Genomic DNA, 19,519 nt, shown 5'->3' with positions numbered 1-19,519 from the left:
CCTGAATGTTAACTGTAACTTTTACAGCGCTCTGATATTAAGCGAATAAAAGCTCTGTAACATAGGGGGTAGGACCAGCAGGAAGACAAGCTGGCAGCTGCAAGCTATAAGTGAAGGGAGGATGCTTACTTGAAGCGTAACCCCATTATTGCTTCGATCACCGAGGAGTCACAGCTGGACCAGGCGGTTGCCTGCGGTGTGAAGCGTGTGAATCTGATGACCGGGAACATCAACAACCTGGGGCAGATTGTGAAGCCGCTGCAGCAGGCAGGCAAGCAGGTATTCGTCCATGTAGAGATGGTCGGCGGGATTGGCAGAGATGCGGCGGCGATTCAGTATTTGGCTGAAGCCTTCCGGATCGACGGAATCATTACCACCAAGAGCAATGCCATCGCCACAGCCAGAGCGCACGGGCTCGCCAGTATCCAGAGGGTTTTCGCCATTGATACGGCGGCAGTAGAGACTGCCCTGCGGATGATCAAGAACTGTAACCCCGACGAGGTCGAGCTGATGCCCGGACTGATGCCGAGAATTATCAGGGACATGAAGCAACGCATTAAGCAGCCGCTGATCGTAGGCGGACTGATCCGGGAAAAGCAGGAAATCAGCAGTGCGCTGGACAGCGGCGCCGATTATGTCTCCATTGGGGATGCGGCCCTGTGGCAGTGGACGCGTGGAACAAGTGAATAACGTACCCCCGGGTGGAGACGATGAGAAAACCCAGCGGTCAGTCATTAGCATTCGATGGAGCCTTGCCAGGCTGTAGACGGAGGCTTAATTTCTGGAGCTGGTTTTTTTGCGCGGAAATTCCGGCGCGGAGAACCAGTGAACCTGAATGAAAAGGAGCAAGCGCGGATGGACATCGCTTCATATGAAGCCTACTGCTTTGATTTGGATGGGACCGTGCTGATTGGCGATCAGCTGCTTGCAGGTGTGGTGGAGACGGTTGCGGAGCTGCGGCGAAGAGACCGGAGAGTTCTTTTTCTGACCAACAGCTCGGTCCATACTCCCCGGGATTGTCAGCGCAGACTGGAGCACATGGGGCTGGCCTGCGGAGAAGATGAAATCTTGACGGCACTCTATGTCAGCGGCAGCTACTTCGCCCGGGAGGAACCGGAGGCGAGGGTGTATCTGGTTGGAGAAGCGGTGATGCGAAGGCAAATGGAGGAGTCCGGAGTGGCCGTCACCAGGGACCCGGAGGAAGCAACCCATGTACTGGTAGGCATGGACCGCAATTTCAATTATGAGAAGCTGGTGCTCGGAATGAGAGCAGCAAGAGGGGGCGCCAGGCTGGTGGCGGTCAATCCCGATCCGGTCTGCCCGGTACCCGGAGGCTATATCCCGGACACCTGGGCGATTGTCAAAGCGCTGGAAACTGCGGCCGGGACAGAGGCTGAGCTGGTTATTGGCAAGCCTTCTCCCTATTATGCGCAGGAGGCGCTTCGGATGCTGGCTCACCCTCCGGAGCATTGCCTGATGGTGGGCGACCGGCTGGAGACAGACATTCTGATGGGGAATCGTTGCGGTATGCAGACGGCCCTAGTCCTTACCGGCGTGAGTACAAGAGCGGATATTGCGCGGCAGCAGATTCTTCCGGGTTATGTTCTGGACTCCCTGGCCGATCTGTTCAACAAGTAAGTCTAACCCCAATAACAGGAGGATGAGAAACGATGCAGGATTGTAAAATACTCGCCCACCGCGGTGCAAGCGCCTATGCACCGGAGAATACGATGGAAGCCTTCAGGCTCGCGGTGCAGCAGCATGCCGACGGTCTGGAAATCGACATTCACCTGACCCAAGACGGAGAGATCGTGGTGATTCATGATGATACGATTGACCGCACCTCTAACGGCAAAGGAGATATTATGTCCTACACGCTGGCTGAGCTTAAGACCTTCCGCTTCAATACAGGCTTCGAGGAGCAATACCCGGATGCTCAAATTCCTTCTCTACGAGAAGTGCTGGAACTGGTGAAGGAGCATGATCTATATCTGAACATCGAAGTGAAAGATATCCTCTCTAAGTCGGAGCTCTACTCCGGGCTCGGTAATGAGGCGGCGAAGCTGGTAGAGGAATATGGCCTCGGTGCAAATGTCATCTTCTCATCCTTCAATCATACCTCTATGGTGCGGCTCAAGGAGTCTTGTCCGGAGATGCGGACAGCGCTGCTCTACATCGCGGGGCTGTACGAGGGTGGGAAATATGCGCAAATGACCGGAGCCGATGCCCTGCATCCGTTGTACATCGGGGTTAACCGCGAACTGGTAGAAGAAGCGCACGCAGCGGGGGTTCAGGTCAATGCTTGGACAGTGAATGATCCGGTCCATATCCGCATGGTGATGGAGGCCGGTGTAGACGCGATCATCACTGACCGTCCCGATGTCTGCTATCCGCTTAGAGAGGTACGGGCATGAAGCAGACACAGATACTGGCTCACCGGGGAGCAAGCGCCTATGCGCCGGAGAATACGATGGCTGCTTTCGGGCTGGCCCTTGACATGGGGGCACACGGCATTGAACTGGATGTACAGCTGACCCGGGACGGGAAGCTGGTGGTGATCCACGATCTCTCCATTGACCGGACTTCGAACGGGACAGGTCTGGTCGGAGAGCTGACGCTGGAGGAGCTGCGGCAGTATGATTTCTCGTATACTTTTGCCGGGAAATACGGAACGGACGGAAGCCGCCTGCCCGAGCTTGGAGAGGTGATGGAGTTCGCTATGAAGCACGGGTTGTACATCAACATCGAGACGAAGGATTATTCTCGGCCTTACGGTGAAGTGAATCTGCGGACAGCGGAGCTGGTACGCCGCTATGGCTATACAGAGAATACATTGATCTCTTCGATCAATCATACAGCGGTAGCCCGGCTGAAGCGTGACTACCCGGAGCTCAAGACGGCGATTGCGTTCATGGAGAGCTTCTACCGGCTGGAGGCATATGCGGCGAATTGCCGGGCGAATGTGCTGCATCCGTATTACCCCGGCGTAGATGAAGCCTTCATGGAGCTGGCGAACCGCAGCCGGTTCGAGGTCAATCCCTGGACGGTGGACGATGAGGCGGAGATGATCCGCTTGCGGAATCTGGGGGTTACGCGGATTATGACCAATAAACCGGACCTTGCGCTAGAGTGCCTGAAGAACTGATAGACGAATGGAAGCGGCCCTAAGAATCCGGCTGGAGGAGGAGAATATGAGCGGCATCGTTCTGGAGAAGGTAACCAAGAAATACGGCGACAAGCTGATTATTGAGGATTTGAATCTGAGCATTGAGAGCGGCAGCTTCACGGTGCTGGTCGGCCCTTCCGGGTGCGGCAAGTCTACGACGCTAAGGATGATTGCCGGACTGGAGCATTCCACGGAAGGCACGATTCACATCGGCGGGGTAAGCATGAACCAGGTAGAGCCGGGCAGACGGAATCTGGCCATGGTGTTTCAGAATTATGCCTTGTACCCGACCATGACGGTCGAGAAGAACATTGAATACGGGCTGAAGAATAATAAAGTACCGAAGGAGGAACGCAAGCGACTGATTACTGAAATTGCGGAGACTGTCGGACTGACCAGGCATTTGCATAAAAAGCCGGAGTTTCTCTCTGGCGGTGAACGCCAGCGGGTCGCTTTGGCGCGGGCTATGGTGAAGAAGCCTGCCGTGTTCCTGATGGACGAACCGCTGTCCAATCTGGATGCCAAGCTGAGGCAGCAGATGCGCGCAGAGCTGATCGAGCTGCATAAGAAGCTGGGCGCGACCTTTGTCTACGTAACCCATGATCAGGTGGAGGCGATGAGCATGGGTACCCGGATTGTGCTGATGGATGGCGGGAAGGTCATGCAGGAGGATAACCCGCACAACCTGTATTCCAATCCGGCCAACCTGTTCTCCAGCCGTTTCATCGGCACCCCGCCGATGAATATTCTCGCACTGGACCGCTGTGGGGAAGAGATCCGTAAGCTGGCTCCGCAGCAGGCCCGGTATCTCGGCTTCCGTCCGGAGAAGGCGAAGTTTACCCTGGAGCCGGGAATGGAGCCGGACAATACCGTTAGCCTGACGGGTACGCTCAGCGGCCGGGAGCTGCTCGGGTCGGAGATTATCTACAAAGTGCAGCTGGATAACGGGCTGATCATTTCGGTGAAATGCTTCGACCGTCCGGAACGCGAGCTGGAAGCCGTGAGACTCTACGTGAAGAAGGAGCATCTGGCATTCTTCGACGCGCAGGAGCAGCGGGTCCGGGAAGCTGCACAGTCCGGAATCAGCGCTGCCGTAAGCACTGGTGATTCGGCATGAAGCGGCTGCGCCCCTCCGTGAAGCTGCTTCCCTATCTGCTGGTTGCTCCGGCAGTGATCATCCTGACCGTATTTTATCTCTATCCGATTCTCTACAACATCTATTTAAGCTTCTTCACCTGGAATATGCGCGGACCGATGAAGTTCGCCGGACTTAGCAACTATGCAGAGCTGTTCAGCGGCCGGGATTTCCTCCATACCCTGCTCAATACGCTGCTGTACATGGTGATGGACGTTGGGCTGGTGATGGTGCTGGCGATGGGGCTGGCGCTCTTTTTACAGAAAAGTACGCCGCTGAACCGCTTCATCCAGACGCTGAGCTTCACACCCAATATCATCTCGCTGGTATCCGTATCGCTAATCTGGATGTGGCTGATGAACACGGATACGGGGCTGTTCAATTATCTGCTGTCTGTGCTGGGAGCAGCGCCAGTGGGCTGGCTGACCGATAAGGATGTGGCCCTGTTCTCGCTGGTGCTGGTCTCGGTCTGGAAATCTGTCGGGTTCAATGCACTGATCATTTGCTCTGCCCTTGGCTCCATTCCGGGTTATCTCTATGAGGCTGCGGCTCTGGATAATGCGTCCAAGCGCTCCGTTTTCTTTCAAATTACACTGAAGATGATTTCACCGACCTTGTTCTTCCTGATCCTGATGAATATCATCGGCTCCTTCCAGGTGTTCGAGACGATCAATATCATGACACAAGGCGGTCCGTCCAATGCCACGAACACGCTGATCTTCAGCATTTATAAGCAGAGCTTCGAATATTACCGGGTCGGCTACGCCTCCGCAATGGCGGTCGTGCTGATGGGTATCGTGGGGCTGATTACGATTTTCTACTTCAAAGCACTGAATAAACGGGTTCATTACCGCTAAGGGGGTGAGGAAATGAAGGTTTGGGTCCGGCTGCCGGGCAGAGGACTACGGATCATTGTATCCGTTCTGCTGATCGTGATCTTCCTGATGCCATTCTATTGGATGATCCTCACCGCGTTCAAGACGCTGGGCGAGGTGCTCCGGATGCCGCCGAAATTCTGGGTGGATTCGCTGCAATGGCAGAATTTCCGGGATGCTTTTACGAGGATTAACTTTCTGCATTATACCCGCAATTCCCTGATCATTACACTCGGGACGATGCTCGGCCAGCTGGTCGTGGTTGTGCCGGCAGCCTATGCATTCGCAAGATATCAATTCAAGGGTAAAAATGCGCTGTTCGGCATCGTGCTCGCCACCATGATGATTCCGGGCCAGCTGATCTTCCTGCCGATCTTCGTGATGTTTGCGAAGTCCGGACTGCTGAACACGTATGTATCGCTCATCGTGCCCTTCATTGCCAGCGGTACGGCCATCTTCATGCTGCGGCAGACCTTCATGCAGGTGCCGGATTCCCAGCTGGAGGCAGCCCGTCTGGATAATGCCAGTGAGTTCAAAATCATCTATACGATCATGATGCCTGCCGCTGTGCCCACCTTGTCCACACTCGCGCTGCTGACGTTCATCGGGACGTGGAACAGTTACTTTTTCCCGCTCGTATGGACCACAACCGATGCCGTCCGGACCTTGCCGCTTGGAATTCAGAAGCTCCAGGATGTGGAGGGACTCAGCCCGCAGATCGTGATGGCCGGGAATATGATGCTGATTGTGCCGATTCTGCTGGTCTTCCTGATTGCACGCAAGCAGATTATCAAAGCGTTCACCTACATGGGAGTGAAGTAGCGGGAATACCCTGCGGCCTTGCATGTTGAATACCAAATACAGCAGTTCATGGAGGAGAAACGAATAATGAAGGTATGGGGAAAAAGAGTAACTCCGCTGCTCGCCACTGTTGCACTGACTGCCGTTCTTGCAGGCTGTGCCACCACCGAAGCCGAATCCAGTGTAGCGGCCTATGAGAAAGGGGATTCCGTCCTCGAGCTGAATTTCTGGACTTCTGCCGTGGAGGATGTGAACCAGAATCTGGTGGACCAGTTCAACGAGACCAAGGGAGCCGAGCTGAATATTCATGTGAATGCCGAATATCAGGGCGATTATTGGGAAATGCAGCAGAAGATCAACGCTGCAGCCATAGCGGGTACGCTGCCGAATGTTTTTATTGATGAAGTGGCGATGACTAAGGGATTTGCCGACAGTGACATTATTACCAACCTCGAACCGTTCATGGAAACGGACAAGTTCGATACCTCGGATTTCAAAATCGGCGACCTCGGCAACCTGTATCTGGGCGAGGATCTGTATGCCTTTCCGCATATGCGGAGTGTTCCCGTGATGTATGTAAACAAGACGCTTGCCGCTAAAGAAGGGCTGGATCCGAACGGCCCGGCGACCTTTGCCGAACTGGAGGCCTATCTGCAGACCGCATATGATGCTACCGGCCAGCCGCCGATGTACCTGTTCAACTATGACTTCTGGGTGATGGAGGCGCTGCTGCATTCATACTCGGATACCCATGTGGTCAATGAGGATGAGACGAAATCCAACATCAACAGCGAAGGCGCAGTGAAGCTGATCACCTTCATTGAGGATCTGGAATCCAAGGGTCTCATCAAAGTACTCGGAGTCACAGACAAGGATGCCTACTATGCCTCCATTGCCAATCCGGGCACAGCGCTGATTTTCTCCAGTGTCGGCGGCTACAAAACGTTCGCCGGTATGGCCGCGGAGAGTGGAATAGATCTCGGCGTATCCATGATCCCTACCGGAGAAGACGGCAAACGGGGCGTGCCGGTCGGCGGATCGAATACGTATCTGGCGAATACGGGAACGGATAATGAGAAGGCGGCCGCTTTTGAATTCATGAAATGGCTGTCGGATACAGAGCAGGCGGCGTATGCTTCTGCCAATACGGGATATCTCCCGACCCGTCTAACCTCCCTGGACACGGAGCTGATGAAAGAGACCATTGCCGCCTTCCCTGGCTACAAAGTCGCTTCCGATGAGCTGGAATTCAGCAAAATGCGTCCTATGACCGGTACGTATCACGAAATCGAAGATCTGATGGGCACACGCATCAACGATATCTGGCTGGAGAACCTTCCGATACAGGAAAGCCTGGACACCCTTGCTAAAGAGGTGGATGCAATTCTGAACCGCTGATAATGAATGAAGTATAAAGCAAGCAGAGCTGTGAACCTCCGGTGACGGGAGAATCGCTGTTCTGCTTTTTGAGTTCACTGCGGCTGGTTTCTGCACAATTTATTCTGACCGCAACGCGCGCCGGACTCTCCAATGATTCTGAGAATCCGAAGGACTGGAATGACAACAAGCCTACTGAACCTACGGATACACAGGCAACTTATTACCGTTCACTCTTAATCGCCGGACCTACTGCAAAGAGGATATACGACATTTGAGAAAGTTCGTTTCGGAATCCTTCCGTAGCTGATGTCCATCTTCCTCTCGGTTACGATTTATCGCTTCGATATGAATATGCGAGAGGCGTCCATTCTCAGACTGGTTGGCACAACTGATCTCTTTTATAGGCCAAAAGTATATTTTACAACAGTTTACATAAATCTATCTTTTTTCTAATTCTTTTGCTATAGCATAGTAGACGGCAAGCAGGTGGACATTTATGGTAATTGCTCGCCGGACTATGACTTAAGGAGCCATTCCTGTAATGAATTAATTTGAGGTTTGAATGAAAAAAGCGCCAACTGTATACTGGGAAACGTTCCGCCAAAGAACAATTCCAGCACAGGAGGCACTCAACATGAAGTATAAACAATCGAAGAAGCAGAATCAACGGATTACACGAATTTCCGACAAGACCCTTGTCGTAGGCGCAGACATTGCGAAAGAAACCCATGTGGCTCGCGCTATCGACTACCGGGGGATTGAACTCGGAAAGGATTGTGTGTTCTCAAATACCCGTACCGGACTGGAGCAACTGGTTCAGTGGATGAAGGAGCTTCAGCGGGAGCATGCCAAGAGCGACGTCCTCTTTGGCATTGAGCCTACCGGACACTATTGGTTTAACCTGGCCGAGTATTTGGGACAGCACGGCATTCCTTTGGTCATTGTCAATCCGCATCATGTACACAAAAGCAAAGAACTGGAAGATAACTCACCCACGAAAAACGACTATAAAGACGCTAAAGTCATTGCCGATTTAGTGCGGAATGGGAAATACAGCGAACCTAAATTGCCAACGCGTATCTACGCAGATCTGCGAATTCTCATGAATCTTCGGGAGAAGATCATGGTGAACCTCGGGCAGGTGCAAAGGCGGGTGCAGAACTGGCAGGATCGCTTTTTCCCGGAATACACTGAGGTGTTTAAAGACTGGGAAGGAAAAGCCTCGCTTATTACTCTAGACGAGTTTCCGACGCCGGGTGAGATCGTAGGACTCGGTGCAGAAGCCATCGCTCAGCGGTGGAAGAAAGACGTGAAACGAGCGGTGGGAACGAAGCGAGCCCAATTGCTGGTCGAAACGGCGAGAGGCTCTATCGGTCTGACCGAAGGTCTTCCTGCAGCAAAGATCGAGATTAAAACACTTCTGGAGCAGTATGACATGTTCGCCAGACAGCTTGAAGAGATTCTGTCCGAAGTAGAACGTCTACTAGGGCAAATTCCAGGCACGAAAGAGATGCTTACCGTGCCCGGTGTGGCTGTAGTGACGTTAGCGGGATTCCTGGCGGAAGTGGGCGATCTGAGTGGTTACGAGCATGGACAGCAGATTATTCGGCTGGCCGGACTGAATCTCAAAGAGAATAGTTCGGGAAAGAAAAAGGGCAAGTCCAGTATTACCAAACGTGGACGTGCAAAGCTGAGGGCCCTGCTGTTCCGGGCGGTCATGCCCATGGTAGCAAAGAACGCCGAATTCAAGGCACTGCACCAGTATTTTACGACACGAAGTCAGAATCCACTGAAGAAAAAGCAATCCCTTGTGGCGTTGTGCGGGAAACTTATTCGCGTGCTTCATACGCTCGGGACGAAGCACATTCCATACGATGCAAACAGCGTGTTAGGGCCGGTCCGTCAGGCCCAGCTACAGATGGCAGCCTAAGAAAAACCAAACTCATTTTGCTCATTGAAGTAGGTTTCACCAAAGACAAAAGAAGCACGGAGCAGCCGCAGGAACTAATTCCATAAGGGCAACGACCCTGTAAAGGAGCAAGAAACGGCGTCCACCTCTTGAGAGGCAGAACGAAGGAATGTAAGGGCAAAGACCCCGCGTGACATGGGAGGGTAAGCCGTCAAGAGACAGGTGTGGATATCCAAAGTGCGATCACAGGAACGATCCATGGGCTGGGGACAATCCCCCCAACCTCTATTCCCGCCACCGGCTCTGCAAGAAAATAATGTCATCCTTACATGACTTCTCCAACTCTCAACCTGTCCATGGCTGAAAACCTAAGAACGAGTGAGCAAACAAGAGAAAATATTAATTTATAGTGGGAGGAAGGGTATGAAGGAGAAGCATTCAGTTTGGAAAAAGAGGCTGATGAACAGCACGCTTGCAGTGGTGGTAGCCGTACCACTTCAGCTGTTCGCGTTCGGGACCGGTTCGGCGGTATACGCAGAAGGACCAAACGATCCTGCACCGTACATTGAGGCCAAAGTAGTCAATGGGCATGCAGGCCAGAAGATTCTGTTCGACAACACCCATGAGCAGACTGCGGGAGCGGCCGATTGGGTGATTGACGGCGCTTTTTCAGACTTTGGGAACGCCCTTGCCCAGGAAGGTTATGATGTAAAAGAACTCCGCAAGACGACTCCGTTAACCTTGAGTGATCTTTCCGGTTATGATGTCTACATTGTCGCCGAATCCAATGTGCCCTACAAAGCAAGCGAGCAGCTTGCGATGGCAGAGTATGTGGAGAACGGCGGCAGCATTTTCTTCATCGGCGACCATTACAACGCCGACCGTAACAAGAACCGCTGGGACGGCTCTGAAGTATTCAACGGCTACCGCCGCGGAGCGTGGGACAATCCGGCCAAAGGCATGAATGCCGAAGAGACCGCTTCGGCTGCCATGCAGGGCGTGGTCAGTTCCGACTGGCTGGCGGAAGAGTTCGGTGTCCGCTTCCGCTACAATGCGCTTGGCGACATTAGCGCAACCAATATCGTGGCTCCCGCTCAGGCCTTCGGCATTACAACGGGCGTATCGGCGGTAGCCATGCATGCCGGCTCCACGCTGGCGATCCTGGACCCGGCCCGCGCGAAAGGGATTGTCTACCTGCCTCCAACCAGTGCAGCCTGGGCCAATGCCGTAGACCAGGGGGTCTATAACGGCGGCGGTGTAGCAGAAGGCCCTTATGTGGCGGTAGCGAAAAAAGGAGCCGGCAAGGCCGCCTTCATCGGTGATTCTTCTCCTGTAGAGGATGCGACACCAAAGTACCTGCGTGAGGATACCGGTGCCAAGAAAACAACTTACGACGGCTTCAAGGAAGTGGACGATGCTACGCTGCTGGTGAACACTGTCAACTGGCTCGCCGAGCAGGAGAGCTATTCAGATTTCACCCAGGTGAATGGCCTGACACTGGATCAGCCGACGGCACTGCTGCCGTTCGAGGAGCCGGCACTTTCCGCCGAGCCACAGTCGGAGCCTTGGGCAGAGCCGAATGCCGGCTACAAATGGTATGACCGCAGCACCTTCAGAGCAGGCTCCTACGGCGGACCAGCTGCTACTGCAAGCGCGGTTTACAGCTTCACGCATCAGGCAGTGCTGCCGAATGCGCAGAATTTCCAGATTCGGGTAAGTGCAGTTAATCTTCCTGCAGGTACAACAGTATCCGGCTTCCAGGTAGGCATCTACCAGGTAAGCGGCGGCGCCCAGATTGCCAAGATTCAGAATACCGACGGAACCTGGCCGGGCAGCTATGGATACAGCACCTCATTTAATCTGACCGCTGATCTGAACGGTCATGCCTACAAGGATCTGACGGTACAGATCAAACCGGGCTCCACAGCTGCTTCCAATCTGCGCCTGCGCCAGAACAGCACAAACCTTAAGACCGAATCGGTGATGCTGGGCAATGTTCCTGCAGAGCCGCTTCCAGCCGAAGAAGATCCGATTCCGGCCACAATCTCCATCAGCGACTCCCGGGCTAAGACAGCCGGGTCATTGGTAACAGTGGAGGGAACCGTGACGACGGAGCCGGGAATCTTCGGCGGACAGTCTTTCTATTTGCAGGATGAGACTGGGGGGGTATATGTCTTTCAGAATCAGAGCGGCTTCCACGCGGGTGATAAGGTCAAGGTGACCGCGTCCACCGCGTTATACAATACAGAGCTTGAGTTATCCGAAGTCGTGCAGATTGCGAAGACCGGTACGGCGGTACTGCCGCAGCCGGTTACGGCCGGCAAGGTGAATGATGCCAACCAGGGCCAGCTGCTTCAAGTGAACGGTGTGACGGTGACGAATATAATCAGCGCTACGCCAAGCGGTTCCTTTGAATTCGACGCCGTCAACGATGACGGGACAAGCAATCATGTGCGCGTGGATGCCCGGACAGGCATCACCAAGGACGGCTTCCCTTATACAGAAGGCCAGAAGCTTAATATTACAGGTGTTTCTGCAATCTTCAAAGGCATCTATCAGCTCAAGCCAAGAAGCCTCGGTGACTTCACCGTTGTAGAAGAAGAGGCGGCTCCAGTAACAACGGCAACGCTCTCAGCTGAACCTAATGAATCCGGCTGGATAAATCAGGCGGTAAAGGTTACCCTGAAGGCAGACTCAGATACAGCAGATGTCTATTACTCGCTGAACCGCAGTAAGGAAGCTGTATACAGCACACCTGTGAACATCGAGGAAGACGGACGACATACGCTGACTTACCATGCAGTGCCGGGAAAGGGCAAGCCGGAAGAGGCCAAGACACTCAGCCTCAATATTGATACGGCTCCACCGGTAGCCGAACTGAAGGAATCCGGCCATGAGGTGAGAGATGTAGAAGAAACGTCGCAGCTCAACTTTGATTTAACTGCTGACGATATACTCTCAGGAATTGCTTCGCAGCAGCTTTTATTAGATGGAAAGCCGATTACGGAAGACCAACCCCTGAGCGCCGCAGATGTAGGCGCCGGGTCCCACACCGTGAAATACACCGTGAAGGACGCGGCCGGCAATATGGCTGAGAAGAGCTACACGTTCCAGGTTGCGGGCGGCGAGGTGCTGGCAACGGGTGAGCCGGGACAGGCGGTGCTGTCTTCCAACAGCCGTTATGCTTATGGACTAAGTGATGGAAACTATACGGTAACCATGAATATGTGGTGGGGCAATAACGGCACGAGCTACAAGCTCTATGAGAACGGTACACTGATTGATTCCATAACGCTGAAGGATGTATCACCGGCCGCCCAGACGGCAGGTACAGAGCTTCACGGCAAAGTGAACGGCACTTATGTGTACACTGCGGAGCTGACGAACAAATATGGCACAACCAAGAGCAAGCCGCTTACGGTCACCATCAGTGACTCCGTTCCAGGCAAGCCGGTACTGTCTGAAGATAACTGGGATGGGGACGGCACCTATAAGGTATCTATGAACCTGTGGTGGGGGACCAACGCCACTGAGTATCGATTGTATGAGAACGGGCAGCTTATCGACTCGCAGCCGCTGAACGCCAATACACCCTCAGCGCAAAGCGCAGTGAGTGCAATCAGCGGACGCGCTGCCGGTGTGTATGAATACAAAGCGGAGCTGATTAACGCAGCAGGTGTGACTTCCAGTGATACGATCAAGGTAACAGTTCTCCGATAAGAAGGGGCTGTCTCAAAAGTGGTTTTTCTGCGAGTAGAGACAAATCCTTCTCATTTTCAAAACCGCGAAATGTCAAAAGAGCAGCACTCCCGTCACTGGAGAATTGCTGCTCTTTGTATTCTACCAGAAAGGCAATTTCAACATTTCAATATCAATAGATAACCTTCCAGTTATCGTTACATACGGAAGCGATCACACCATGTTCCCGGATATATTCAGTAAGAATTTCTGTCATGTCAGTAGGTATCTCCCGTAAGACAGGTTTTCCTTTCAGCATGTCAAAGTTGCCGCCGCCTCCGGCGCGGTAGCTGTTCATCACTACATCGAAGCTGCTATCCGGATCCAGAGGCCTCCCGTCCCGTTCAAGCCTGACAACCCGTTGCCCTGGAGGTTTAGAGATATCCAGCAGGTATTCAATGCCTTCCCACATATCGTAGTTAAAGTGCTGCGGCTTAGGTTCCAGATATTCACGTGATACCCGCAGGCCTCCCTGTGCCGGATCGAGCTCGAAGTAGCAGGCGTTCTGCTCCAGTGCCTCGCGGATATCCCGGCCGCTAAGACGAAGGACCTTGAGCGTATTGGGATAGATGTAATTGGATACGACGTCACGCATGGTAATGTTCTCACTGAAACCTCTGGCTTCATTGGTGAAAATCACCGCACAGGAAATCCCGGCGCCAGTCACCGCCATCTGAACCCGGTTAATGAACTCTGTGAACGGGTGGTCAGCCATCCGGGCAGAGAACGGATCGGATATGGACAGATCGCCCTTGGTCTTACCAATTGGTTGATCAAGCCACTTCTGCGTTGCATCCTCATCCTCCGAGAATAGAGCAAGCAGTTTCTCGTCGGCTTTTACCGTCTCGTCAACCCTCAACAGCTGTGTAGTTTTGCTTTGCAGAGTCCAGCCGTTCTCTGTTCCCGGTACGAACTCCAGCACAGTCTTGCTCATTGCCTGTCCGGTGCTTCCCGGCTGGGCGAAGGCGACACCGTTAAGTTCTCCGGCCAGCAGCCGGTGCTGATGACCGGTCAGCAGCACATCCATACCTGTCAGCTGCCCGCACATCGCATAACCTTGATTCTCCCCGGTCAACGGCTCTGTCGGATTTCCAGTCAGCGGATCACACTCGAATCCGCCATGGTAGGAGACCACAAGCGCGTCGGGCTGTTCGTTTTTACGGATATGATTAATCCAGCTCCGGGCAGTCTCAAGGGCGTCCTTGAATTCCAGTCCGGCGATGTTAGCCGGATTCTCCCAGTTAGGGATATAATGCGTTGTGACCCCAAGCACCGCAATACGTATCCCTTGGGGGAGAGTGAAGATACGATAGGGCAGCCCATAGGCAGGCAGCCCTTCATCGTGGCTCACGATATTCGCAGAAAGCCAAGGGCAACCGGAATCCGAGATTACTTGATCAAGCAGCTCCAGACCGTAATTGAACTCGTGATTACCGGGCACAACAGCATCGTAGCCAAGCGCGCGGAGTGCCCGTGCTGCCGGATGCTTGCCGCGGCGGACTAATTTGGTGTAATGATACATTAGTGGCGTACCTTGAATAAAGTCTCCGTTATCCAGCAGAATCAATGCAGGGTCCAGTTCCCGTTCTCTCGCAATTAAGGTCGACAATTTGGCAAGACTAAGCGGCTTATCGCCGGGTCCGCGGTAATCCGTCGGGTACAGGTGACCGTGAATATCGCTGGTATGTAGAATTGTCAAAAAGACGGATGGTGAGGGTGTCATCGGGCCATAACTCCTTTTGTACATGGATTGTTGTACATTTAGTATAACGGGCTTGTTCCAGATTATTGTTAACTCTGTATTCGATGAGGAGGAAATATATTAACGGTACCTGTAAAATACCTTTGACAAATCCAACAGGTACCGTTATATTATTAACAACAGGTACCTGCACATCAATTAACAGGTACCATTAAAACAATTGAAGGAGGTTTCAACACGAGTATGAATACAGAATTATACGACAAGCTTGCGAAGCTGCAATGGCTGTTGCAGAGACAGCATCTGAAGAACCACGCCGCTGTTGGCCCTATGGCAGATACGTCACGGGGACAAGGGAGGATCATGGCGTTTCTCCGGATGAAGGACGGAATCAGCACCAAGGATTTATCCTATATGCTGGACATCCGTGTATCCTCGCTCAATGAATTGCTTGCCAAACTGGAGAAGGCCGGATATATTACCCGTCAGCCTTCCGAGACTGATAAACGCATTATGCTGATCTACCTGACGCCGAAAGGGCGGGAGGAAGAAGGGCAAGAGGTTGAGGGCGGCAGCATATTTTCAGTCCTGTCTCCAGAAGAACAGGCAGCTTTCGGGGAATACCTGGTCCGCGTCATTTCAGCCTTAGAGGAAGAGCTTGGAACAGATGCAGATCGTGACGTAATGGCTATGTGGATGCAGGCCGCTAAGGAGCGCATAGGATCAGAGGAATTCGACAAGCTGATGGCCATGCGCGGACAAATGAGCAGAATGTGGGGAAACATGGATGACGGACGCTTTAGCGGAAGATTCCCCGGATTTGGCCGGGAAGGTCAAGGCGGCGGCATGAACGGGTTCGGCTGGCCTTCCAGAGATGGAAGAGACGGCTCGAAGGACAACTCCAATGATTCGGATGACAAGTAAGAGCATTTTCTATTAAACAGCAGCAGCGGCGCTGTCTTTCCCATAGAGCTGAAGGCAAAGGCAGCGCAATAAAGATTTTATCAAATAGGGTCTGGGAACTGACGATTAGTCATCACCCGCTCACGAAACCCGCATGGTCATTTGTTACGGGTTTGTTTGCTGCGGCGAGAAGTTCGTATTCAATCAATAGTTAGAACTCTAACTAATATAGAGACTAACATACATGAAGAAAGTGGTGAACCGCATGGATACAGAAAACCTCCATTACTTTGAACAAGCACCTGTCGCAAAAGCCGTAGCGCACTTCGCAATACCAATGATGCTTGGAACTTCAATGAGTGTCATCTATTCCATCTTGAATGCATTTTTCATTGGAACGTTAAATAACACTGCCATGTTAACCGCACTTGCCTTAACCTTACCGTTATTCGCAGTCATTATGGCGCTGGGCAACCTGATTGGTGTCGGAAGCAGTGCCTTCATATCCCGTTTGCTGGGAGAGAAGAATACGGCTGATGTAAAGCATGTTTCTGCATTCGCCTTTTACAGCAGTCTGGTTCTCGGTCTTATCGCTATGGCCGCGGGAATCCCGCTCATCAATTCCATCGTTCACGGCCTGGGGGCAACGCCTGACTCCTTCGGATTTACCAAGGACTACGTCACCATTATGCTTATAGGCTCACCCTTCGTAATATTGTTCTTCACGCTGGAGAGTGTTGTACGCTCGGAGGGAGCTGCAATTACATCTATGATCGGTATGCTGCTTAGTGTGGCCGTGAATATTATTCTCGATGCGCTGGTCATCTTCGTCTTCCACTGGGATATAATCGGCGTTGCGTCAGCCACGGTCATTTCTAACATGGTTGCGAGTGCTTACTACGCCTATCATATAGGATTTAAGAGTCCATTCTTAACGATCTCCATGAAACAATTCAAGGCTACCAAGGTCATTCTGGGCAATGTATTCAAAATCGGAGTTCCCGTCTTTGTGATGAGTCTCTTCATGGGTGCCATGTCGCTTATCTTTAACCGTTTTCTGGTTGAGTATGGGGAGCAGGCTATTGCGGGCTTCGGGATATCCTCACGTTTGCTGCAATTCCCCGAATTAATTCTGATGGGCTTAAGTGAGGGAGTCGTCCCGCTTATTGCATTCTCTTTTACAGCCAACCGATTGCGCATGAAGCATACCATTCAATTCACCATTAAAACAATTCTGGCGTTAGCTATCTTGTTCGGTGTTATTGTCTACCTGATCTCCGACCACTTAATTGGTCTATTCACGAATGACCCGCAATTGATTGAAATGGGCAGCTACATCCTGCATGTGACCTTCTTGTCTTTGTTCATTACAGGTATGACGACGCTATTCACGGGGATCTTCCAGGCAACCGCACAAGGGACCGCCGCCTTCATTATGTCAGTTATTCAAGGAATTACTCTGATTCCTGTGCTCTACATCGCTAACCGGATGAACGGTTTCCACGGGGTAGTCTGGTCCCTGGTCATTTCCGATGTCGTGGCGTTCCTGGTCGGAGCCATCATGCTGTATACTCTGCGGAACAAATTGCAGCCGGATTTGGTGAGTTTAGCACAGTAGGATCTGGGATCAGCGTTTGATAAGGCAGCCAAGGATAGCTAATCTAGAGGGAGCCGCAATAATACCGAAATCTTCAATGAAGGAGCCAGATTCATGAATGTGGTGGAAAATGTGTCTTCCATAGCAGCTGGTTACCGTCACACTGTCCTGCTTAGGCCCGATGGGGCGGTAATAGCTGTGGGCGACAATAGATATGGTCAATGTGAGGTAAGCAGCTGGCCTTTCGGACAGCTGGAGGACTATTGAGAGCAGGATGAAATACGAATAAATCATACGAATAAGGGCATTGTAATCAATGGAAAAGTTGATAAAAGATGATCGTAAATCGCGGCATTTCGAATTCCCCGGGAGGTTAAGACAATGACAAATCAGGATCCGCAGGAGCTTCTTCGTCTAAAGCACGAGCAAGATGAGCACAAAAAGCAGTTCACCAATTTTGCCCGGAGTGTCAGCGCCCATGGCGAGGCAGAAGCCGGCCAGGAATTTAGTGTTGACCGTGTGCCTGACGATCAGAACCGTATGAAATCTGTAGAGAACAAACGGGATTAACTTAAAAAGTTAAATGAAGCCGGTCCCTTTTGGGACCGGCTTACTCATTATTTGCTTTGCAGATAATAATCAATGATCACCCTGGCGGTTTCCCGAGCATGCTCCGCAGGCTTAGGATCAGTCTGCAGCATGGCTGCAGTAATCGCGCCTTCCACTAACAGAGACAGACCGCTGGATAAAGCTTCGCGATTCACAGACGGACATTCACTAAGCACAGAATCGATGTATTTTTTCATAAAAGCTTTGTAATTACGGGCCGCTTCATAGTAAGGATGGGAGTGATCCATAAATTCCGCTGCCGTCTTAATGTACACGCAGCCATTAAATTCCGGTTCTTCGAACCATTCTCCGAGCATATCGAATACAGCCAATAATTTGTCCCTGGGTGTTTTTGCGCTCTTATTGACTGAGTCTTCGAACCGTTTTCTCCATTCGTCATCGTACCTCATGAGATAAGCAAGGACAAGCTCATCCTTGGAGCGGAAATGATTGTAGAGCGTCATTTTGGCTATGTTCGATTCAGAGACAACCTGGTCTACACCGGTAGCCCGGATTCCCTGTTTATTAAATAAATCGGAGGCGACAGTTAGGATATGTTCTTTTTTACTTTTATTAGCCACAGGATTCCCTCCGGTTCACAGTATTTCAAAAGTATACAGATCAGTCTATCTATTATAAATGGCTCACGGTTCGTACGCAAATGATAAATCTAAAAAAATAACTTGTAACTATACAGACCTGTATGTATACTATTGAGTATCGGAGCAGACATTCTGTTAACCGGTAACAGACGGGGAGGTAAGTTCAATGACTATACAATACAATTATGAACAAGTTAATGGTTTGAATATTTTTTACCGCGAGGCAGGGAGCAGAGAGAAGCCTACACTTCTTCTGCTGCATGGATTTCCTTCGTCATCGCATATGTACAGAAACCTTATTCGTGAACTCGAAGGCGAATACCATATCGTTGCTCCGGATTATCCCGGTTTCGGGAACAGCGATCAGCCGTCAACTTCAGAATTCACGTATACCTTCGACAATCTTGCCGTGCTGATCAATGCATTCGTTGAACAATTGAACCTGAACCAATATATCCTTTATGTTCATGATTACGGTGCTCCGGTAGGCTTCCGTTTGGCCCGTATGCATCCGGAACGCGTTCAAGCCATTATTTCACAGAACGGAAATGCTTATGAAGAAGGAATCGGAGAGTCATGGGCACCGATGCGTGCCTTTTGGAATGATCCCGGGAATCCGGCCAGTCTTGAAGGTATGCTTAATCTGCTGACACCGGAACTGACGAAATATCAGTATGTGAATGGAACCCGTAATCCTGAGGCCATAAGCCCTGATAACTGGAATATGGACCAAATTGCCCTGGATCGTCCGGGGAATCAAGACATTCAACTGGCCCTCTCTTACGATTATCAGAATAATTTGAAACAATATCCGGTCTGGCAGGAATACTTCAGGGATTTCCAGCCGCCGGTGCTGGTTGCATGGGGGAAGAATGACTTTTTCTTTGGACCGGAGGGAGCCTTAGCCTTTCAAAAGGATTTAAAAGATGTGGAGGTTCATTTGTTAGATACAGGGCATTTCCCGCTCGAAGAGGATTTAGAGCTCAGTGTAAGCCTTATCCGGAGTTTTCTTAAAAAAAAGTTAAAATAGCATATCGTAATGGATAAGCATGAGAATGGAAAGACAAAAAACTTTTCGTTACCATATAACCCATATATTGAT

Annotated in this window: 17 protein-coding genes and 2 pseudogenes; 17 read left to right on the top strand and 2 right to left on the bottom strand. The window is 51.6% G+C overall.

Annotated features, from left to right (window positions below; translation table 11 throughout):
• Positions 1–129: 129 nt before the first annotated feature.
• From MKZ24_RS20940 to MKZ24_RS20885, 12 genes and pseudogenes are all read left to right on the top strand, one after another.
• Positions 130–690 carry a glycerol-3-phosphate responsive antiterminator gene (locus tag MKZ24_RS20940; RefSeq protein WP_340785998.1) on the top strand — a complete coding sequence of 187 codons (561 nt, stop codon included), beginning with the start codon at positions 130–132 and terminating at the stop codon, positions 688–690.
• Between the two features lie 165 nt (positions 691–855).
• Complete coding sequence (locus MKZ24_RS20935) at positions 856–1,638, top strand: HAD-IIA family hydrolase (RefSeq protein ID WP_340785996.1); 783 nt, start codon at positions 856–858, stop codon at positions 1,636–1,638.
• A gap of 32 nt (positions 1,639–1,670) precedes the next feature.
• A complete protein-coding gene (locus MKZ24_RS20930; protein ID WP_340785994.1) occupies positions 1,671–2,414 on the top strand; it encodes a glycerophosphodiester phosphodiesterase in 744 nt (247 codons plus the stop codon).
• Positions 2,411–3,145 carry a glycerophosphodiester phosphodiesterase gene (locus MKZ24_RS20925; RefSeq protein ID WP_340785993.1) on the top strand — a complete coding sequence of 245 codons (735 nt, stop codon included), beginning with the start codon at positions 2,411–2,413 and terminating at the stop codon, positions 3,143–3,145. Before MKZ24_RS20930 ends, MKZ24_RS20925 begins: the two co-directional genes overlap by 4 nt.
• 46 nt (positions 3,146–3,191) lie before the next feature.
• On the top strand, positions 3,192–4,283 hold the full coding sequence (locus tag MKZ24_RS20920; RefSeq protein WP_340785991.1) for an ABC transporter ATP-binding protein: 1,092 nt from the start codon (positions 3,192–3,194) through the stop codon (positions 4,281–4,283).
• Complete coding sequence (locus MKZ24_RS20915; RefSeq protein ID WP_340785989.1) at positions 4,280–5,158, top strand: carbohydrate ABC transporter permease; 879 nt, start codon at positions 4,280–4,282, stop codon at positions 5,156–5,158. Before MKZ24_RS20920 ends, MKZ24_RS20915 begins: the two co-directional genes overlap by 4 nt.
• 12 nt (positions 5,159–5,170) lie before the next feature.
• Positions 5,171–5,998, top strand: a complete 828-nt coding sequence (locus tag MKZ24_RS20910) for a carbohydrate ABC transporter permease (protein ID WP_042236561.1) — start codon at positions 5,171–5,173, stop codon at positions 5,996–5,998.
• 66 nt (positions 5,999–6,064) lie between these two features.
• Complete coding sequence (locus MKZ24_RS20905; RefSeq protein ID WP_042236563.1) at positions 6,065–7,375, top strand: ABC transporter substrate-binding protein; 1,311 nt, start codon at positions 6,065–6,067, stop codon at positions 7,373–7,375.
• A gap of 92 nt (positions 7,376–7,467) precedes the next feature.
• Positions 7,468–7,614: pseudogene (locus MKZ24_RS20900) on the top strand (phosphonate ABC transporter substrate-binding protein); the annotation flags it as partial.
• Between the two features lies 1 nt (position 7,615).
• A pseudogene (locus tag MKZ24_RS20895) lies at positions 7,616–7,741 on the top strand (phosphonate ABC transporter, permease protein PhnE); the annotation flags it as partial.
• 250 nt (positions 7,742–7,991) lie between these two features.
• Entirely contained in the window at positions 7,992–9,287 is a 1,296-nt protein-coding gene (locus MKZ24_RS20890) for an IS110 family transposase (RefSeq protein ID WP_042234001.1), read from the top strand.
• A gap of 402 nt (positions 9,288–9,689) precedes the next feature.
• Positions 9,690–12,986: a chitinase N-terminal domain-containing protein gene (locus MKZ24_RS20885; RefSeq protein ID WP_340785986.1), complete on the top strand. Its 3,297-nt coding sequence runs from the start codon at positions 9,690–9,692 to the stop codon at positions 12,984–12,986.
• A 151-nt stretch (positions 12,987–13,137) separates the two neighbouring features.
• On the opposite strand, the gene MKZ24_RS20880 is transcribed toward MKZ24_RS20885, so the two are convergent.
• A complete protein-coding gene (locus tag MKZ24_RS20880) occupies positions 13,138–14,727 on the bottom strand; it encodes a bifunctional metallophosphatase/5'-nucleotidase (RefSeq protein WP_042236571.1) in 1,590 nt (529 codons plus the stop codon).
• 222 nt (positions 14,728–14,949) lie between these two features.
• On the opposite strand from MKZ24_RS20880, the gene MKZ24_RS20875 reads away from it, so the two are divergent.
• The 4 genes from MKZ24_RS20875 to MKZ24_RS20860 all read left to right on the top strand — a co-directional run bounded on the left by MKZ24_RS20875 (position 14,950) and on the right by MKZ24_RS20860 (position 17,776).
• A complete protein-coding gene (locus tag MKZ24_RS20875) occupies positions 14,950–15,630 on the top strand; it encodes a MarR family winged helix-turn-helix transcriptional regulator (protein ID WP_052416413.1) in 681 nt (226 codons plus the stop codon).
• Between the two features lie 244 nt (positions 15,631–15,874).
• Positions 15,875–17,227, top strand: coding sequence for an MATE family efflux transporter (locus MKZ24_RS20870; protein WP_340785983.1), 1,353 nt, complete (start codon positions 15,875–15,877; stop codon positions 17,225–17,227).
• Between the two features lie 93 nt (positions 17,228–17,320).
• Entirely contained in the window at positions 17,321–17,473 is a 153-nt protein-coding gene (locus tag MKZ24_RS20865; RefSeq protein ID WP_340785981.1) for an RCC1-like domain-containing protein, read from the top strand.
• A 114-nt stretch (positions 17,474–17,587) separates the two neighbouring features.
• The gene (locus tag MKZ24_RS20860; protein WP_042213975.1) at positions 17,588–17,776 is read left to right on the top strand and encodes a hypothetical protein; all 189 of its coding nucleotides are present in this window, start codon (positions 17,588–17,590) and stop codon (positions 17,774–17,776) included.
• A gap of 47 nt (positions 17,777–17,823) precedes the next feature.
• Here the strand turns inward: MKZ24_RS20860 and MKZ24_RS20855 are convergent, their stop codons facing one another.
• A complete protein-coding gene (locus MKZ24_RS20855; RefSeq protein ID WP_340785975.1) occupies positions 17,824–18,396 on the bottom strand; it encodes a TetR/AcrR family transcriptional regulator in 573 nt (190 codons plus the stop codon).
• 187 nt (positions 18,397–18,583) lie between these two features.
• Between MKZ24_RS20855 and MKZ24_RS20850 the strand changes: the two genes are divergently transcribed.
• A complete protein-coding gene (locus tag MKZ24_RS20850; protein WP_042236575.1) occupies positions 18,584–19,447 on the top strand; it encodes an alpha/beta fold hydrolase in 864 nt (287 codons plus the stop codon).
• The last annotated feature ends 72 nt before the right edge of the window (positions 19,448–19,519 follow it).

It is taken from the genome of Paenibacillus sp. FSL R7-0297, from assembly GCF_038009025.1.
Classification (GTDB): Bacteria; Bacillota; Bacilli; order Paenibacillales; family Paenibacillaceae; genus Paenibacillus_AQ.
This window is presented reverse-complemented; position numbering and strand designations above follow the sequence as displayed.

Bases quoted from the DNA above. Each gene is read 5' to 3' on its own strand.
- MKZ24_RS20935 (WP_340785996.1), top strand. From the start codon at position 856: ATGGACATCGCTTCATATGAAGCCTACTGCTTTGATTTGGATGGGACC.
- MKZ24_RS20920 (WP_340785991.1), top strand. From the start codon at position 3,192: ATGAGCGGCATCGTTCTGGAGAAGGTAACCAAGAAATACGGCGACAAG.
- MKZ24_RS20885 (WP_340785986.1), top strand. From the start codon at position 9,690: ATGAAGGAGAAGCATTCAGTTTGGAAAAAGAGGCTGATGAACAGCACG.
- MKZ24_RS20875 (WP_052416413.1), top strand. From the start codon at position 14,950: ATGAATACAGAATTATACGACAAGCTTGCGAAGCTGCAATGGCTGTTG.
- MKZ24_RS20930 (WP_340785994.1), top strand. From the start codon at position 1,671: ATGCAGGATTGTAAAATACTCGCCCACCGCGGTGCAAGCGCCTATGCA.
- MKZ24_RS20870 (WP_340785983.1), top strand. From the start codon at position 15,875: ATGGATACAGAAAACCTCCATTACTTTGAACAAGCACCTGTCGCAAAA.
- MKZ24_RS20905 (WP_042236563.1), top strand. From the start codon at position 6,065: ATGAAGGTATGGGGAAAAAGAGTAACTCCGCTGCTCGCCACTGTTGCA.
- MKZ24_RS20860 (WP_042213975.1), top strand. From the start codon at position 17,588: ATGACAAATCAGGATCCGCAGGAGCTTCTTCGTCTAAAGCACGAGCAA.
- MKZ24_RS20850 (WP_042236575.1), top strand. From the start codon at position 18,584: ATGACTATACAATACAATTATGAACAAGTTAATGGTTTGAATATTTTT.
- MKZ24_RS20915 (WP_340785989.1), top strand. From the start codon at position 4,280: ATGAAGCGGCTGCGCCCCTCCGTGAAGCTGCTTCCCTATCTGCTGGTT.
- MKZ24_RS20880 (WP_042236571.1), bottom strand. From the start codon at position 14,727: ATGACACCCTCACCATCCGTCTTTTTGACAATTCTACATACCAGCGAT.
- MKZ24_RS20910 (WP_042236561.1), top strand. From the start codon at position 5,171: ATGAAGGTTTGGGTCCGGCTGCCGGGCAGAGGACTACGGATCATTGTA.
- MKZ24_RS20865 (WP_340785981.1), top strand. From the start codon at position 17,321: ATGAATGTGGTGGAAAATGTGTCTTCCATAGCAGCTGGTTACCGTCAC.
- MKZ24_RS20925 (WP_340785993.1), top strand. From the start codon at position 2,411: ATGAAGCAGACACAGATACTGGCTCACCGGGGAGCAAGCGCCTATGCG.
- MKZ24_RS20890 (WP_042234001.1), top strand. From the start codon at position 7,992: ATGAAGTATAAACAATCGAAGAAGCAGAATCAACGGATTACACGAATT.